This is a genomic window from Nocardia sp. NPDC024068, from assembly GCF_040638875.1.
GTDB lineage: Bacteria > Actinomycetota > Actinomycetes > Mycobacteriales > Mycobacteriaceae > Nocardia.
The window spans coordinates 106,653-124,261 of the sequence record NZ_JBEZYU010000011.1 but is presented as its reverse complement, the minus strand read 5'-3'; the positions used below and the strand labels follow the sequence as shown (position 1 = coordinate 124,261).

Here is a 17,609-nt window from a genome sequence, read left to right as displayed (position 1 = left end):
TTCGACACCACGCTCGGACGGGATATCGGTGATCGTCGCCGGGGGTGGGACCGCGGGGCATATCGAGCCCGCACTCGCCGTGGCCGACGCGCTGCGCCGGCTCGACCCGGCCGTCCGGGTCACCGCGCTCGGTACCCGGCGCGGACTGGAGACCACACTGGTGCCCGAGCGCGGATATCCGCTCGAGCTGATTCCACCGGTACCGCTGCCACGTAAGCCCAGTGCGGATCTGCTGCGCCTGCCCGGCCGGGTGCGGGCATCGGTGGCGCGGACCCGGCAGATCATCGATGCGGTGTCGGCGGATGTGGTCGTCGGCTTCGGCGGGTATGTCGCGCTGCCGGCGTACCTGGCCGCCGGGCCGGGCCTGCTGCGCCGGCGGCGGTCGGTGCCGGTGGTCGTCCACGAGGCCAACGCGAAGGCGGGTATCGCCAACAAGGTGGGTGCCCGCCGTGCCGTCCGGGTGCTCGCCGCCGTACCGGGTTCCGGGCTCGACGCCGAGGTCGTGGGCATCCCGGTGCGGGAGGCGATCACCTCGCTGGACCGGGCGGCGCTGCGGGCGCAGGCCCGCGACCATTTCGGCCTGCCCGCCGACGGCCCGGTGCTGCTGGTGTTCGGTGGTTCCCAGGGGGCGCGCTCGCTGAACGAGGCGATCTCCGGCGCGGCGCCGCAATTGGCCGCGGCCGGTATCTCGGTGCTGCACGCGCACGGGCCGAAGAACGTTCTCGAGGCGGTCTCGGCCGACCCCGCGACCCCTTACGTCGCGGTGCCGTATCTGTCCCGGATGGATCTGGCCTATGCCGCCGCCGACGCGGTGGTGTGCCGATCGGGCGCGATGACCGTGGCGGAGGTGTCGGCCGTGGGTCTGCCCGCGGTGTACGTACCGCTTCCCCATGGAAACGGCGAGCAGGAACTCAATGCCAGGCCCGTTGTCGCCGCCGGTGGTGGCAGAATCGTCTCCGACCCGGAACTCTCCCCGAAGTATGTGATCGATGAGGTGATACCGCTGCTCACGGATCCAGCACGCATTGCCGAGATGGGCCGCGCCGCCGCCGGCGCCGGCCACCGCGACGCCGCCGACGAGGTCGCGCGGATCGTGCTGCGGGCGGCGGGCCGGTGAGCGAGGATCAGGTGACCGCGCCCGAGGCCGGTCCCGGCGCGCTGCCCCCGGAACTCGCCCGGGTGCATATGGTCGGGATCGGCGGCGCCGGGATGTCCGGTATCGCCCGGATCCTGCTGTCGCGCGGTGGTGAGGTCTCCGGTTCCGACGCCAAGGAGAGCCGCGGAGTGCTCGCGTTGCGGGCACGCGGGGCGCAGGTGCGGATCGGCCACGATGCCGGCGCGCTGGATCTGCTGCCCGGGGGGCCGACGGTGGTGGTGACCACCTACGCGGCGATCCCCAAGACCAATCCCGAACTGGTGGAAGCGCATCGCCGCGATATTCCGGTGCTGCTGCGCCCGACGGTGCTGGCCGCATTGATGAACGGGCATCGCACCCTGCTGGTCTCGGGCACCCACGGCAAGACCTCCACGACCTCGATGCTCATCGTATCGCTGCAGCACTGTGGGCTGGACCCGTCCTTCGCGGTGGGTGGCGAGCTCAACGAGGCCGGTACCAACGCCCATCACGGCAGCGGCGATACCTTCGTCGCCGAGGCCGACGAGAGCGACGGTTCGCTGCTGCAATACGACCCCGATGTCGCGGTGGTCACCAACATCGAATCCGATCATCTGGACTTCTTCGGTTCCGACGACGCCTACGTGCAGGTGTTCGATGATTTCACCGACCGTCTCGCCGACGGCGGGCTGCTGGTCGTCTGCCTCGACGACCCGGGTGCCCGGGCCCTCGCCGAACGGACCGGGCAGCGCCTGGCCGAACGCGGGGTGCGGGTACTCGGTTACGGATCCGGCGAACTCGACGACGCGCCGGTACCGGTGGGCGTGCGGCTGCACAGCTGGGAACCGCGTGACGTCGGCGGTATCGCCCAGTTCCAGCTCACCGGTGAATCCGCGCCGCGGACATTGCGGCTGGCAGTGCCCGGCCGTCATATGGCGCTCAACGCGCTGGCCGCGTTGCTGGCCGGGCAGGCCGCCGGGGCCGATGTGGACGAGATCATCCAGGGCCTGGAGGGTTTCGGCGGAGTGCACCGCCGCTTCCAGTTCGTGGGCCGGGAGAACGGGGTGCGGGTTTTCGACGATTACGCGCATCATCCGACCGAGGTGCGCGCCGTTCTCGGCGCGGCAGCGGAACTGGTCGACCAGGAGGCCCGGGACGGGGCGCGCTCGCGGCGGGGCCGGGTGATCGTGGTCTTCCAGCCGCATCTGTACAGCCGCACCGCGACCTTCGCGGCCGAGTTCGGCGCCGCGCTCGACCTCGCCGACGAGGTGGTGGTGCTCGACGTCTACGGGGCCCGCGAGGAACCCCTGCCCGGTGTCAACGGGGCGCTGGTCGCCCAGTCCGTCGGCAAACCCGTGCACTACCAGCCGGATATGTCGCGGGTGGGCCGGCAGGTCGCCGGGCTGGCCCAGCCCGGGGATGTGGTCATCACGATGGGCGCCGGCGATGTGACCATGCTCGGCAGCCAGATCCTGGACGGACTACGCGCGCGTCCGCAGTACGGGCGGTGAGGCGTGGCACGAACCGGGACGCGACGATTCGGCGGAAGCGGATTGCGGCGTTACCGGCTGTGGGCGTTACCCGCCGTGGCCCTGGTGATCACCTTCGCCGCGCTGGCCTGGTTCACCCCGTTGCTCTCGGTTCGCCAGGTGCGGATCGAGGGGGCGGGAGCGATTCCGAAGGACCGGATCGAGGATCTGCTGCAGGTTCCGGAGCGGGGTTCGATCCTGCGGATCGATACCGCGGCCATGGCCGCCCGGGTGGCGAGTATCCCGAAGGTCCGCAGCGCGCGGGTGCAGCGGGTGCTGCCCTCGACGGTCCGGGTGCGGATCGAGGAACGAACTCCGGTGCTGTACTACGACACTCCGGAGGGCGCCCACCTGCTGGACTCCGAGAGTATCGAGTACGCCATCGAGCCCGCGCCCATCGGTGTACCGCAATTGCTGACGGCGCGTCCGGGGGGCACGGATACGCTGACCCGCGCGGCGATCACCGTGGTCACCGCGCTGCCACCGGAATTGGAAATCCAGGTGGAGACCGTACACGCCGATACGGTCTCGGATATTTCGCTGACACTGCGCGACGGTCGCACGGTACTCTGGGGCAGCAGCGAGGACGGCGAACGCAAATCGGCGGTGGTGCTACCGCTGCTGACCCGGCCGGGAACCGTGTTCGACGTCTCGAGTCCCAGTCTGGTCACGGTAAAATGAGTTCTGCCAATCTTGTTCGGTTCGACCTCGTCCGGTACGACGCCGATCGTCTGTCCGGCACGGCCGCCCGGCCGATTCTCGCGGCGGGCGCCGGGGGTGTTCCACGATGTGGTCCGCGGTCGCAGGCGAACCGTTCACGATACGACGGCTGCCGTCCCGATAGAAGGACGTTCGCCGAAGAAACTGGTTATCGTCTCGGCGCGCCTGCGGGCGGATCGCGACGGCGGCGAATAGCGTTCGGCACCAGTCGGATACTTGACATAACTCCAACCCTATGGTTGAGGTTCAGGGTTTGTCCGAATCCTGGTTCGCGAATATCGATCACGCGAATAGGTATCGGGCATCCGAAAACGACAGACTTTGGATCGAAGGAAGGCGAGAGCTCATGACGCCCCCGCACAACTACCTTGCCGTGATCAAGGTCGTCGGTATCGGCGGCGGCGGCGTGAACGCCGTCAACCGAATGATCGAGCAGGGTCTCAAGGGTGTCGAGTTCATCGCGGTGAACACCGACGCCCAGGCACTGCTGATGAGTGATGCCGACGTAAAGCTCGATGTCGGGCGGGAGCTCACCAGGGGACTCGGCGCGGGCGCCGACCCCGAGGTCGGCCGTAAGGCCGCCGAGGACCACAAGGACGAGATCGAAGAGGTGCTCAAGGGCGCCGATATGGTCTTCGTGACCGCGGGCGAGGGCGGCGGTACCGGAACCGGCGGCGCCCCGGTGGTGGCGAGTATCGCGCGCAAACTGGGTGCGCTGACCATCGGTGTGGTCACCCGGCCGTTCTCCTTCGAGGGCAAGCGCCGCGGTAACCAGGCCGAGGTCGGCATCAACCTGCTGCGTGAATCCTGCGACACCCTGATCGTCATTCCCAACGATCGGCTGCTGCAACTCGGCGACGCCGCGGTCAGCCTGATGGACGCGTTCCGCTCGGCCGACGAGGTGCTCCTCAACGGTGTCCAGGGCATCACCGATCTGATCACCACCCCGGGCCTGATCAACGTCGACTTCGCCGACGTCAAGAGCGTGATGTCGGGCGCCGGCAGCGCCCTCATGGGGATCGGCTCGTCCAGAGGGGAGGGGCGGTCGGTCAAAGCGGCCGAGTCGGCGATCAATTCGCCCCTGCTGGAAGCGTCCATGGACGGGGCGCACGGTGTGCTGCTCTCGATCGCGGGCGGATCGGATCTGGGTCTGTTCGAGATCAACGAGGCCGCGTCGCTGGTGCAGGAGGCGGCCCATATCGAGGCGAACATCATCTTCGGTACGGTGATCGACGATTCGCTCGGCGACGAGGTGCGGGTCACGGTGATCGCCGCCGGATTCGACGGCGGTGGCCCGGCCCGGCGGACTTTCGATGCCGCGACCGCCCGTGGTTCGCTGGGGTCCGGTCGTACCGCGGAGATCTCGGCGGCGTCCCGGACCGCCGAACTCGGACAGTCGCGGACGGCCGAACTGGGTGCCGCCCGCGGTCATTCCGACGAGCCGGCCACGACCCGGTCGGCCGATACCGGGTCGTCCGTCGCTCGCGGCCCGGCCCCGAGTTACCGCGATACCGAACGATCCCGGCCCCCGGTGGATTCGACGCTGTCACACAACACGCGGTCGCATATCCAGTCGTCCACCCCGGATCTGCCCGACGACGACGATGACGACGTGGACGTTCCGGATTTCATGCGGCGATGATCCGCACACCCGTCCCGGCCCCGACCGGCACGGTGGTCTCCTGATGCGCCGATCCCGCGGACAGCTGTCCGCGGGATCGCGTGTATCGGCGCCGGACGCAGGTGGCCGGGGTGAGAGCTCCGCCGTGCCGGGGTCGGCGGCGATCCGGTGCCCGCGGGTGCCGTTAGGCTCGAAGACATGACAGCGGCACCGGTACTCACCGTTCGACGGGTCGTCACCACGCGCGCGGGGGGATTCTCCGCGCCGCCCTACGATTCGTTCAACCTCGGCGACCACGTCGGCGACGATCCGGAGGCGGTGCGGCGGAACCGTGCCCGTCTCGCGGGCACCCTCGGCCTGCCGGCCGATCAGGTGATCTGGATGGATCAGATCCACGGTCGCACCGTGGCCACAGTGGACGGGCCGCGCACCGAACCGGTCCCGGGGACCGACGCGCTGATCACCACCCGGCCGGGACTGGCCCTGGTGGTGCTGACCGCCGACTGTGTGCCGGTACTGCTCTCCGACGACCAGGCGGGGGTGATCGCCGCCGTGCACGCCGGCCGGGTCGGCGCGCGGATCGGCATCATGCCCAGGGTGCTGGACGCGATGATCGCGGCGGGCGCGCGTCCCGAGCGGATCGGGGCGCTACTGGGTCCGGCCGCGAGCGGCCGGCAGTACGAGGTGCCCGCCGAAATGCGCGCCGATGTGGAGGCGCACCTGCCCGGGAGCGCGACCACCACCGTGCGCGGTACGCCCGGGCTGGATCTGCGTGCCGGAATCCGCCGCCAGCTCACCGGGGCCGGTATCGGCGCGATCGCCGAGGACCCGCGCTGCACCATCGAGGACACCGCGCTGTTCAGCCATCGCCGGGGTGCGCCCACCGGGCGCCTCGGCAGCGTGATCTGGATGGAGGCGGGCTGATAGGACCGGGCCCGGCTCGGATGTGTCCGGGCGATCCGGGGTCCGGATGATAACGGGACGGGCGACCCACGGGATACCCCGTCGGGGGAGTTACCGGGGTGGCCGGAAGGGTATGTCGGTGGAGCGGCCCCGGAGAAGGTAGCGGGTTCGAGGAGGAGGGAAGACCGATGACGGCAACGGTGTTGTGGGGGAAGCGGATCGGTGATGCCGGATGAGCGGGACCGGTACGGATTCGCCGCTCGTCCCCGGGGCGTCGTGCGCCGGGCCGGCTGCCGGTGGGTCCCGGACCGCTCCGGACGGTGGTGCTGTTTCCTCCGGGCCGGGTGTCCCGGACACCGGTCGTTCCGATACCGGGAACAGCGCCCGGACCGCCGAATTGGCTCGCAGCCTGAAGTCTCTGCTCACTCGTATCGATGCAGCGTGCGCGGCCGCGGGCCGCGATCCGGCCGAGGTGCGGCTGCTGCCGGTGACGAAATATTTTCCCGCCTCGGATATCGCCGAACTGCATCGTCTGGGCCGCCACGACTTCGGGGAGAACCGTCCGCAGGAGGCCGGTGCGAAAGCCGCCGAGTTGCGCGAGCTGAAGCCGCTGCGCTGGCATCTGATCGGCCGGTTGCAGCGGAACAAGGCACGCCAGGTGGCGCGCTGGGCGCATACGGTGCAATCGGTGGACAGCGAACGGCTGGCGACCGCTCTCGGGACGGCCACCGCGGCCGCTCTGGACGAGGGCGAGCGGCAGGCGCCGCTGCGGGTGCTGATCCAGGTGAGCCTGGACGCCGACCCGGGTCGCGGCGGTGCCGCGCCCGCGGCGGTGCCGGCCCTGGCGGAGCGGATCGCGAAATCCGCGGAACTGCGTTTAGCAGGGATTATGGCAATCCCGCCGCTGTCGGCGGACCCCGATGCCGAATTCGCGCGGCTGGCCGAACTGCATGGCCGGTTACGCGCGGATCACCCCGACGCCACGGAGCTGTCCGCGGGGATGTCGAATGATCTTGAAAGAGCTATTGCCCATGGTTCCACCTGTGTGCGTGTCGGTACCGCTCTCATGGGCGCGCGACCGATAACCTCGGCGTAGCAAACAAACCTCATCAGTCACATTCGACACATATGCTGGGACACGACGAGGGCTGAGCAAGACTTCAACACCCGGCCGCCACCGGGGCCGAAGGAAGGTCGACCAATGAGCACGCTGCACAAGTTCAAGGCGTACTTCGGCATGGTTCCGCTCGAGGATTACGAAGACGACTACGTCGACGATCGCACCCCCCGCGGGGTGGAGGATCGCGGCGGGCGCCGGCCGCGTGACTACTCCGACCGACCGCCCCGCGAATACGACGATCGTCCGGACTACGACCGGTACGCCGGGGACCGCTACGACGGCCCGGACTACCGCGACGCCCCGTACAAGTCTTCGTACCAGCCCAGCTACCCCGCGCCGCGCCGGGACGACTACCCGGGCGACGCCTACGACGACGATTACGAGGGGCCGCGCCGTCCCACCCGGATCGACGCCGCCGCCTCCGGGCGGTATCGTCCGCCCGGCGGTGCCTCCCTGCGCGGCGCGACCAGGGGAGCGCTGGCAGTCGACCCCGATGCCGAGGAGCGGCGGCTGGCCGAGCGGGTCCGGCCCGAACCGGTCGCCGCGCGCCGTCCCGCGATCTTCGAGGACGGAGGTCCCTTGTCCAAGATCACCACGCTGCGTCCGCGTGACTACAGTGAGGCCGCGATCATCGGAGAGCGGTTCCGCGAGGGCAACCCGGTGATCATGGATCTGGTGGATCTGAGCAACGCCGACGCCAAACGCCTGGTCGACTTCGCCGCGGGCCTGGCCTTCGCGCTGCGTGGTTCCTTCGACAAGGTCGCCACCAAGGTGTTCCTGCTCTCCCCGGCCGATGTCGACGTCTCGGCGGAGGAACGTCGCCGGATCGCGGAAACGGGGTTCTACAACCAGAAATAGCGAGCACCGTGCCCGGCCGGGCACGGTGGTACAACCTCGGGATCGGCGCGGGCATTTTGCACCGCGCCGATTTTGCGGCAGAGTGACAGCGTGGCCTTGTTCGCGGTGCTGTACTTCGTACTGTTCATCTTCTGGCTGTTGCTCATCAGCCGGGTGATCGTCGAGTTCATCCGGAGCTTCGCCCGCGACTGGCGTCCGACCGGTGTGGTCGTCGTGATACTCGAGGTGATCTTCACCATCACCGATCCTCCCGTGAAGCTGCTGCGGCGGCTGATACCGCCGGTCTCCCTGGGCGGAATTCGACTGGATTTGTCGATTATGGTCCTGCTGTTCCTGGTCTTCATCCTGATGTCTGTCGTCAGCCGGCTCGGACAGCCGGTAGCTCCGGTGTGACAGAATGGGCCGTGACGACTTGCCAGAGCCGCTAGATCTGCCAACGCGCGAAGGGATCCTTCCATGCCGCTGACTCCAGCCGATGTGCACAACGTCGCGTTCAGCAAACCGCCGATCGGGAAACGCGGCTACAACGAGGATGAAGTCGACGCGTTCCTGGATCTGGTGGAGCAGGAACTCTCCCGGCTGATCGAGGAGAACGCGGACCTTCGCCAGCGGGTTGCCGAACTGGACGCGGAGCTGGCGGACGCCAAGAGTAGCCGCGGTCCGGCCGGATCGGGCCTGGGTAAACCGGTGCAGCCGGCACCGCCGCCGGAGCCGATCAAACCTCCGATCCAGGCGCCGCCCTCGGCGCCCATCCCGGTGGTACCCGCCGCGCCCGCGTCCGCCGACGCCGCCGCCGACGCGAATATGCAGGCGGCGAAGGTCCTGAGTCTGGCGCAGGAGATGGCGGACCGGCTCACCAGCGACGCCAAGAGCGAAGCCGAGAATTTGCTGGCCAATGCCCGGGCCAATTCGGAGCGGATGGTCAACGACGCCCGGGCGCGGTCGGACGAGATGATCGCCGATGCCCGCCACAAGTCCGATTCCATGCTCTCCGATGCGCAGACCCGCTCGGACAGCCAGCTGCGCCAGGCCAAGGAGAAGGCCGACGCCCTGCAGGCCGACGCGGAGCGCAAGCACACTGAGATCATGGGGACCATCACCCAGCAGCGCAATGTGCTCGAGAGCCGGATACAGACCCTCAAGACCTTCGAACGCGAGTACCGGGTGCGGCTGAAATCGTATCTGGAATCGCAGCTCGAGGAGTTGGAGAACCGCGGTTCGGCCGTACCGGTGGAGGATGATTCCTTCGATACCGGGGCCAACCAGCTCGCCCCCGCCTCGTTCGGCAAGGGCGAGTAGAAGCAGCCCGCTACCGCTGGGAGCGAACGGGCGCCCGGCCTGCTGTACTGGGGGTCAACATGCTTGTCGTGACACTGGTGCTCGCCGCCATCGGTCTGGTCCTGCTGATCGTGTCCCTGACCACGGGATCGGTCGTCTGGGCATGGGGCTGTATCGCGGTGTGTGTGGCCGGTGCCGTGGTGTTGCTGGTGAGCGCGCTGTCGATGCGCGCACCCGACGAGGAATTGCCGAGCCGGGATCAGCACGCGAAGCGCTGAGACGAGAAACGAGCGAGAACCAAGACGTCCTTCCGGGGTCGGCGGATCGTGCGGCTCCGCGGGCCGGTCGTATAAGTGGTTGACCGTCCTGGTTAGAATCAAACCTGTAAGTCGGCGTTGATCCGGCCATCACCGGGGAGCTTTCGGAAGAACGGCGCCGCGCGGCGCGTTGGGCAGATACCGCGCACGCTCAGTAGAACCGAACGGGTGAGCCCGTCACAGCTCTGACGAGAGGTCCGTCCGGCCCACCGGGCCCGCGGACAAGCGGGGTGGTACCGCGGTTACGGCGCACCTGATGCGCCGCCGATCGTCCCCGTGCCTACCGAATACGCGCCACGGCGCGCCAGGCACGAGGAGATGTGAACCCGCGATGGCGGACGAGAACCCCAGCAGCAGCGCATACCCCCGCGTCGACCTCGGCGGTGGGTCCGGTATGTCCTTTCCCGAGCTGGAACGGGCCGTACTGGACGCCTGGGCCGCCGACGGGACGTTCCGGGCCAGTATCGACAACCGTGCCGGGGCCGAGGAGTTCGTCTTCTACGACGGACCCCCGTTTGCCAACGGGCTGCCACATTACGGTCATTTGCTGACCGGCTATGTCAAAGATGTCATCCCGCGGTTCCAAACCATGCGCGGTAAGCGGGTCGAACGACGTTTCGGCTGGGATACTCACGGGCTGCCGGCGGAAATCGAAGCGGAAAAGCAGCTCGGTATCACGGACAAATCACAGATCGACTCGATGGGGCTCGCGGAATTCAATGCCGCATGCAAGTCGTCGGTGCTCCGCTATACCGGCGAATGGCGCGAATATGTGACCCGGCAGGCGCGCTGGGTCGACTTCGACAACGACTACAAGACACTCGATCTCGACTTCATGGAGTCGGTGATGTGGGCGTTCAAGTCGCTGTACGACAAGGGCCTGATCTATCAGGGCTTCCGGGTGCTCCCGTACAGCTGGTACGAGCAGACGCCGCTGTCGAATCAGGAGGCCCGGCTCGACGACGCCTACCGGATGCGCCAGGACCCGGCGGTCACCGTCGATATGGTGCTGTCGGTTCCGCAGGATCATCCGCTGCACACACTGGACGGCGCCAACGCGCTGATCTGGACCACCACGCCATGGACGCTGCCCTCCAACCTCGCCGTGGCCGTGCACCCGGATGTCCGCTACGTCCAGGTACGAGGCGTGGACGGTAAACGCTATGTGCTCGCGGCCGAACGGGTGGCGCACTACGCGCGTGAGCTCGGCGACCAGGCGGAGGTCCTCGGAGAGTTCGACGGCGCCGCGCTGGTCGGCCTGCGCTACGCGCCGCCGTTCGACTTCTTCGCCGGGCATCCGAACGCCCATCGAGTGCTCTCGGCCGACTACGTCACCACCGAGTCCGGTACCGGGATCGTGCATATGGCGCCCGCCTTCGGCGAGGAGGATATGGACGTCTGCAGCGCGAACGGCATCGAACTGGTGCAGCCGCTCGATCCGGGCGGCAAGTTCACCTCCATGGTGCCGCCGTACGAGGGCCTGATGGTGTTCGACGCCAATCCGGTCATTATCAAGGACCTCAAGGCCGCGGGCAAGCTGTTGCGGCAGGAGACCATCGACCACTCGTATCCGCACAGCTGGCGCTCCGGGCAGCCGCTGATCTACATGGCCGTGCCCTCGTGGTTCGTGGCCGTGACGCAGTTCCGCGATCGGATGGTGGAGCTGAACAAGCAGATCGCCTGGGTGCCCGAGCACATCCGCGACGGTCAGTTCGGTAAATGGCTCGAGAACGCCCGGGACTGGAATATCAGCCGGAACCGCTACTGGGGCAGCCCGATCCCGGTGTGGATGTCCGACGATCCGGCGTACCCGCGGATCGATGTCTACGGTTCGCTCGATGAGCTGGAACGCGATTTCGGGGTGCGGCCCACGGACCTGCACCGCCCCGCGATCGACGAACTGACCCGGGCCAACCCGGACGATCCCACCGGGCAGTCCACCATGCGCCGGGTGCCGGAGGTGCTGGACTGCTGGTTCGAGTCGGGCTCGATGCCCTACGCGCAGGTGCATTTCCCGTTCGAGAACAAGGAGTGGTTCGACTCCCACTTCCCGGGCGACTTCATCGTCGAGTACAACGGGCAGACCCGCGGCTGGTTCTACAACCTGCACGTGCTGTCCACGGCGCTGTTCGACAGCCCGGCGTTCAAGAATGTGGTCGCGCACGGGATCGTGCTCGGCGACGACGGGCTCAAGATGAGCAAGTCCAAGCGAAACTACCCGGATGTGAACGAGGTGTTCGACCGGGACGGCTCGGATGCCATGCGCTGGTTCCTGATGAGTTCGCCGATCCTGCGCGGGGGCAACCTGATCGTCACCGAGCGCGGTATCCGTGAGGGTGTCGGCCATGCACTGCGGCCGCTGTGGAACGCCTGGACCTTCCTGCAGCTCTACGCCGCCGAACCCGGTGTCTGGCGTACCGATTCCCCCAATGTGCTGGATCGCTACATCCTGGCCAAACTGGCGCAGACCCGCGATGCGATGACCGTCGCGCTCGACGAGTTCGATATCGCCGGCGCCTGCGAGGAACTGCGGGCCTTCGCCGACGCGCTCACCAACTGGTATGTCCGCCGGTCGCGTTCACGGTTCTGGGCCGAGGACCGCGACGGGGTCGACACCCTGCATACGGTGCTCGAAATCGTCACCCGGCTGGCCGCGCCGCTGTTGCCGCTGGTCACCGAGGTGATCTGGCGTGGGCTCACCGGTGGGTCCTCGGTGCATCTGACGGACTGGCCGGAGGCCGATGTGCTGCCGCGCGATCCGGAGTTGGTGGCGGCGATGGATGAGGCGCGTACGGTGTGCTCGACGGTCCTGAGCCTGCGCAAGGCACAGAAATTGCGGGTCCGGCTGCCGCTGGCGGAGGTCACGATCGCGGCGTCCGACGCCGAGCGCCTGCGGCCCTACGCCGACATCATCGCCGACGAGGTGAACGTCAAGAAGGTCGACCTCACCACCGATGTCGCCGTGCACGGCCGCTTCGAACTGGCGGTCAACGCGCGCGCGGCCGGGCCCCGGCTGGGCCGGGACGTCCAGCAGGTGATCAAGGCGGTCAAGGCCGGAGACTGGTCGGAGAACGCCGACGGCGTGGTCAGTGCGGCCGGTATCGACCTGCTGCCGGAGGAATACACCCAGCGTCTGGTGGCGGCGGAACCGGAATCCACCGCGGCGCTGCCCGGTAATACCGGTCTGGTGGTGCTGAACTCGGTGGTCACCGAGGAGCTGGAGGCCGAGGGCTGGGCCCGCGACATCATCCGGGACCTGCAGGAGACCCGGAAATCGCTCGGGCTCGAGGTTTCCGATCGGGTCACCGCGACCCTCGAGGTCCCCGCCGACCGGCAGGAGTGGGCACGGACGCACCGGGAGCTGATCGCCGGTGAGATCCTGGCCGTCGAGCTGGAATTCGGCGCCGCCGGGCCGGCGGCCGCCGAGTTGACCGGTGGGGTGCGGGCCCGGATCCAGAAGGCGGGCTGACGGGTACCGCCGGCCGGGTTCTCCCGGCCGGCGGCTACCGCGTGACCGGCGCGGGTGACGCCGGTCGTGCCCGCGAGGCTGCGGCCATGACCACCGTGCCGCCGCGCATTAGGGTGGTGTCCTATGGGTTCGGACAATCCCGACGAGTGGTGGCGGCATTCCCCTGAGGGGCAGCAGAAGAACACACCCTCGGGACAGTGGCAGCAGGGGCATCAGGGACAGCAGGGGGGCGGGCAGCCCGGTCCGGGAATGCCGTGGGGACAGCAGCCGGGACAGGTTCCCCCGCCGCCCCCGCAGCAAGGGGCGTGGGAGGTGCCGCCACTGGAATACGGCGGCCACGGCGGGCCGCCGCAGAAGAACAACAACGGCCCGTTGATCGCGGTACTGGCGACCGTGGTGGTCCTGGTGCTGGTCGGTGTGGTGGGCCTGGTGGTGCTCAGGTCCCAGGGGTCCGGGGACGACGCGGCGGCCTCCGTCGCCGGAACTTCCTCGCAGACCAGGGAATCGGGCCGGGCCACCACCTCGGCGCCCGCGCCCTCGAGCACGACGACCACCACCGGCGCGGCGCCCGCGGGCGATGAGCCGGCGCTGCGTGAGGGCCTCGCACCGGTCGCGGTGCTCGGCCCGGCCTGGCAGGCCGGGGAGGACACCTTCACGATGGCTTTCCGGGGCTGGCCGTTCGCGTTTCGCGCGCCCGGGTCCTGGGGATGTATGAAGGGCTCCATCGACAAGATCCCGGATGCCGAGGCCTGGGGCTGTGTCGACGAAGGCAATTCCGCTGCGGGGCAGCGGGTCAACCTGGTCCTGCGTAAATGCCCGGCGACCTGCGATGCCGCCACCCGGAGCACGTTCGACTCGGAATGGTTCGACGAACCGGGACAGGCCCGGCAGTTCGACGATCGCACCGCGTATGTGGAGACCGCGTCGAACGCCGAGGGTAAGTACACGGTCGACTTCAGCCGCTATGTCGCCGCGGAACCCGGGGGTGAGCCGGTATGGCAGGTGGGGGTCTTCGTGGAGTCGCCACCGGCTACCAAGGATGCGGTGTTGAAGACTCTGAACGACATCGCAACTCAGACACAGTAAACATCTTTGTGATTTAGATCACATGCTGAGAGTTAGCCAGGGCCTTGTCGGCTGCCTTACCGGCCCGGCAGAATTCATCACGATACCGCTGCGACCGGCGACGGCCGTAACGGGACGGTGATAATTTCGTTCGTCTCTACCTGAGTCAAGTCGCGTCGGAGCTCCTTCGCCGACGCTATGCCAGTGGTCCGCGGCATACCGTCCAACGGCGGATGCCGCGAGTTAACCGGGCGCCGTATGGCTCCCGCGTATCGACCGGCAAGAAGGGTGGGCACGTGATCGGAATCGCACTGCGCCGGGGTATCGCCGGCTTGGTTCTCGCATCGGCCGTCTCCGCACTGGCGGCGGCGCCGGGTTGGGCGCAGCCGGGTAGCTCCGCTACCGGATCGTCCTCCGGATCCGGATCGCTCAGCGCCAGCGGATCCGCGGGGCTGCCCCTGCCGACCAGTAACGGTCTGGGCGCGCTGGCGGCGGCAACGTCACAGACCGGCAAAATGTACGAATGGGGTGCGACGGGTCCCAATACGTGGGACTGCTCCGGCCTCGTTCAGTGGGCTTTCCGGCAGGTCGGGGTAATGCTGCCCCGCACCACCTGGGAGCAGGCGAAGGTGGGCGCCTCGGTACCGCGCTACGCACTCTCGCCCGGTGATGTGATCATCATCAACGCGGACGCCTCCCACGTGGGCATCTACGCCGGTGTCGGGCAGGTGCTCAACGCCTACGGCGCCGGAGTTCCGGTCGGGCTCACGCCGATCGACCAGTTCCACATCTTCAGCATCCGGCGGTTCTGAGCCGGATGCCGTGTCGCCGTCAGTCCACTTGACGGCGCAGCAGTGGCCCATAGTCGGGGTGGGCCAGTGCCGAGGCGAACTGCGCGATGAGGTAGTCGCCCGGGTTGCCGGTGTCGTACCAGCGGCCCTGGATGACCTGCCCGTAGACGGCGTGGTTGGCAGCGTAGGCGTTGATGGAATCGGTCAGATACACCTCACCGGTGCGGTGGGTGTACCACTTCTCGGTCTGGGTGCGCAGCTCGTCGATGATGCCGGGCGTCACCACATACCCGCCGATGGCGGCATAGGCCGAGGGCGCGTCGGCCGGTTTGGGCTTCTCCACCAGTCCGGAGATCCGCAGCAGCCCGTCGTCCAGATCCTCACGCACGACGGGGACGCCGTAGCGCTGTGATTCGTTCGGGTTCATCGGCATCAGGGCCAGTACCGGGCAGCCGGTGGATTCGTAGGCCTGGACCAGCTGCTGGGCGCGCGGAATCTCGGCGACGAAGACGTCGTCGGGCCACAGCACCAGCATCGGCTCGTCGGCGGCGGTCCGGGCGGCGTTGAGCACGGGCGTTCCGTTGCCGTAGGGCCCGTGCTGGTCCAGGTAGGTGATATGTCCCAGCCGAGATAATTCGCCGACCTCTTCGACGGCATCCGCATAGGCGCTCTTGCCGTCCGCGCGCAACTGCGCGACCAATGCCGGATTGGGCCGGAAATGGTCCTGGATCAGCGATTTACCGCCGCTGACCACGATGGTGATATCGGTGATCCCGGAGGCCACCAGCTCGCGCACGGTGTGCTCGATCACCGGCTTGTCGCCGACCGGCAGCATCTCCTTGGGAATCGCCTTGGTCAGCGGCAGCAGTCGGGAACCGATACCGGCAGCGGGGATCACGGCCTTGCGGATCTTCATCGTCCGATCATCACATACGAGACCCCGGCGCCGTCGGATCGCGGCACGCCGTGTGCCCGCGAAATGGCCGGTAACCGCGTCGCCGGCGCGGGGTACCCCGACAGGTCCGGGCGCGGGTGCCCGGACCTGTCGGGGCCGCCGCGTAGATTCTGCGGTCATGGACACCAGCAGCCGCGCCCGGGGACGGGGGCGGCGGCGGTGGTGCGCGCCGCCGGGAGAACGGCGGTCCGTCCCGTGGTGAGCGGCCGGTATCCGGGTGCCGCACCGTCGCCCGTCGCACGGACTTCCCGGCGCTGGGTGCTGCATATCGATATGGACGCCTTCTTCGCGTCGTGCGAACAGCTCACCCGGCCGACCCTGCGCGGACGGCCGGTACTCGTCGGCGGCACCGGAGCCCGCGGGGTGGTGGCCGGTGCCAGCTATGAGGCACGGGTCTTCGGCGCCCGATCGGCGATGCCGATGCAGCAGGCGCGGCGGCTGGTCGGGGCGCCGGCGGTGGTGGTGCCGCCCCGGGGAGCGCTGTACAGCCTGCTCAGCGGCCGGGTGTTCGATACGTTGCGGGCCCGGATCCCCGTGCTGGAGACGCTGTCGCTCGACGAAGCGTTCGCCGAGCCCGAGGAATTGGCGGGGACGGGGCCCGACGCGGTGCTGTCCTACTGCGCGCGCCTGCGCGAGGAGGTTCGCGAGCGCACCGGCCTGGTGGCCTCGATCGGCGCCGGATCGGGTAAGCAGCTGGCGAAGATCGCCTCGGGGCTGGCCAAACCCGACGGTATCCGGGTGATCGCACCCGCTGAACAGCAGGCGCTGCTGGCCGGCCTTCCGGTCCGCAAACTGTGGGGTATCGGGCCGGTGGCCGAGAGCCGGCTGCGTATCCTCGGCATCGAGACGGTGGGTGCGTTCGCCGCCCTGCCCGAGGTGGAGGCGGTGTCCATACTCGGTGGCAGCGTCGGCGCGGCACTGCACCGGCTGGCTCGGGGGATCGACGACCGCCCGGTCGCCGAACGTGCGGAGGCCAAGCAGATCAGCGCCGAGACCACCTACGAGCACGACATCGTCACGCTGGAGGGGTTGCGTCCGGCGATCACCGAGATGGCCGCCGCCGCCCATCGCCGCCTGCTCCGCGACGGCCGGGCCGCCCGCACGGTGGTGCTGAAACTCAGGCGGGCCGATATGAGCATCACCACGCGCTCCACCACTCTCGCCTATGCCACCGAGGACCTGGCCACGCTCACGGCGGCGGCCCAGCGTGCCGCGCTGGATCCGCGGGAACTGGGACCGGTCCGCTTGGTGGGCGTCGGATACGCGGGGCTGTCGGCGATCCGGCAGGAATCGCTGTTTCCCGACCTCGATCGGCTGGGCGTACCCGAGAGCGGGGTTGCCGGGGTATCGGCCGCGGTGGGCTCGGGTGCGGACGAGATGATCGGCGATACAAGGGGATACGGTGACCCGGTGCGGGCGCCCGGTGTGACCGGCCCGCCCGGTGGGGCCGCCGGCGAGACCGGCGAGAACGATCCCGCCCCGGCTGCCGGGGACCGGGAGACAGGGTCGGCAGGGGCGTCGCCTTCTCTGGCGGGCGATGAAGAGAGTTCTGTGGATTCGGTAAGACCCGATCCCGCTGCCGCGGCCGCCGCGGCCGGTCCCGCGACGCGTGGACAATCCACCGCTGCGTCGGTGGATTCGCGCAACGCCGCAGGTGAGGTCCCATCGTGGCGGTCGGGAACCGATGTGCGGCACCCCGAATTCGGGTACGGGTGGGTGCAGGGAGCGGGGCACGGCCGGGTGACCGTCCGGTTCGAGACCCGCTCGACAGGGCCCGGTATCGCGCGTACGTTCGCTGCCGACAATACGGAGTTGCGCCCGGCGGACCCGCTCGGCAGCCTGTCGTGACAGACCGCCGGGTAGGTTGGT

15 protein-coding genes are annotated in these 17,609 nt (G+C 68.6%); 14 read left to right on the top strand and 1 reads right to left on the bottom strand.

The features are described from left to right. Nucleotides 1-22 precede the first annotated feature (22 nt). From murG to AB0F41_RS13040, 13 genes are all read left to right on the top strand, one after another. Complete coding sequence (gene murG, locus AB0F41_RS13100; protein WP_357423249.1) at nt 23-1,117, top strand: undecaprenyldiphospho-muramoylpentapeptide beta-N-acetylglucosaminyltransferase; 1,095 nt, start codon at nt 23-25, stop codon at nt 1,115-1,117. A 68-nt stretch (nt 1,118-1,185) separates the two neighbouring features. Continuing rightward, nucleotides 1,186-2,625 (top strand): UDP-N-acetylmuramate--L-alanine ligase, encoded by a 1,440-nt coding sequence (gene murC, locus AB0F41_RS13095; RefSeq protein ID WP_357423247.1) that lies wholly within the window; start codon nt 1,186-1,188, stop codon nt 2,623-2,625. Between the two features lie 3 nt (nt 2,626-2,628). Further along, nucleotides 2,629-3,324 carry an FtsQ-type POTRA domain-containing protein gene (locus AB0F41_RS13090; protein ID WP_357423221.1) on the top strand — a complete coding sequence of 232 codons (696 nt, stop codon included), beginning with the start codon at nt 2,629-2,631 and terminating at the stop codon, nt 3,322-3,324. A gap of 385 nt (nt 3,325-3,709) precedes the next feature. Continuing rightward, nucleotides 3,710-5,005 carry a cell division protein FtsZ gene (gene ftsZ, locus AB0F41_RS13085; RefSeq protein ID WP_357423219.1) on the top strand — a complete coding sequence of 432 codons (1,296 nt, stop codon included), beginning with the start codon at nt 3,710-3,712 and terminating at the stop codon, nt 5,003-5,005. A 177-nt stretch (nt 5,006-5,182) separates the two neighbouring features. Continuing rightward, nucleotides 5,183-5,908 (top strand): peptidoglycan editing factor PgeF, encoded by a 726-nt coding sequence (gene pgeF, locus AB0F41_RS13080; protein ID WP_357423217.1) that lies wholly within the window; start codon nt 5,183-5,185, stop codon nt 5,906-5,908. Between the two features lie 211 nt (nt 5,909-6,119). After that, nucleotides 6,120-6,983: a YggS family pyridoxal phosphate-dependent enzyme gene (locus AB0F41_RS13075; protein WP_357423215.1), complete on the top strand. Its 864-nt coding sequence runs from the start codon at nt 6,120-6,122 to the stop codon at nt 6,981-6,983. A gap of 105 nt (nt 6,984-7,088) precedes the next feature. Continuing rightward, nucleotides 7,089-7,865, top strand: a complete 777-nt coding sequence (gene sepF, locus AB0F41_RS13070) for a cell division protein SepF (protein ID WP_357423213.1) — start codon at nt 7,089-7,091, stop codon at nt 7,863-7,865. A gap of 90 nt (nt 7,866-7,955) precedes the next feature. Then, the gene (locus AB0F41_RS13065) at nt 7,956-8,258 is read left to right on the top strand and encodes a YggT family protein (RefSeq protein ID WP_030523839.1); all 303 of its coding nucleotides are present in this window, start codon (nt 7,956-7,958) and stop codon (nt 8,256-8,258) included. 63 nt (nt 8,259-8,321) lie between these two features. Beyond that, on the top strand, nt 8,322-9,164 hold the full coding sequence (locus tag AB0F41_RS13060; protein ID WP_357423211.1) for a DivIVA domain-containing protein: 843 nt from the start codon (nt 8,322-8,324) through the stop codon (nt 9,162-9,164). 59 nt (nt 9,165-9,223) lie between these two features. Then, a complete protein-coding gene (locus AB0F41_RS13055; protein WP_357423209.1) occupies nt 9,224-9,421 on the top strand; it encodes a hypothetical protein in 198 nt (65 codons plus the stop codon). Between the two features lie 370 nt (nt 9,422-9,791). Continuing rightward, on the top strand, nt 9,792-12,929 hold the full coding sequence (gene ileS / locus AB0F41_RS13050) for an isoleucine--tRNA ligase (protein ID WP_357423207.1): 3,138 nt from the start codon (nt 9,792-9,794) through the stop codon (nt 12,927-12,929). Between the two features lie 123 nt (nt 12,930-13,052). Then, the gene (locus tag AB0F41_RS13045) at nt 13,053-14,015 is read left to right on the top strand and encodes a hypothetical protein (protein ID WP_357423205.1); all 963 of its coding nucleotides are present in this window, start codon (nt 13,053-13,055) and stop codon (nt 14,013-14,015) included. Between the two features lie 275 nt (nt 14,016-14,290). Beyond that, nucleotides 14,291-14,806, top strand: coding sequence for an NlpC/P60 family protein (locus tag AB0F41_RS13040; RefSeq protein ID WP_357423203.1), 516 nt, complete (start codon nt 14,291-14,293; stop codon nt 14,804-14,806). A 19-nt stretch (nt 14,807-14,825) separates the two neighbouring features. Here the strand turns inward: AB0F41_RS13040 and AB0F41_RS13035 are convergent, their stop codons facing one another. Next, nucleotides 14,826-15,701, bottom strand: a complete 876-nt coding sequence (locus tag AB0F41_RS13035) for a UTP--glucose-1-phosphate uridylyltransferase (RefSeq protein WP_357423201.1) — start codon at nt 15,699-15,701, stop codon at nt 14,826-14,828. A 237-nt stretch (nt 15,702-15,938) separates the two neighbouring features. Between AB0F41_RS13035 and AB0F41_RS13030 the strand changes: the two genes are divergently transcribed. Then, complete coding sequence (locus AB0F41_RS13030; RefSeq protein ID WP_357423199.1) at nt 15,939-17,588, top strand: DNA polymerase IV; 1,650 nt, start codon at nt 15,939-15,941, stop codon at nt 17,586-17,588. Nucleotides 17,589-17,609: the final 21 nt, after the last annotated feature.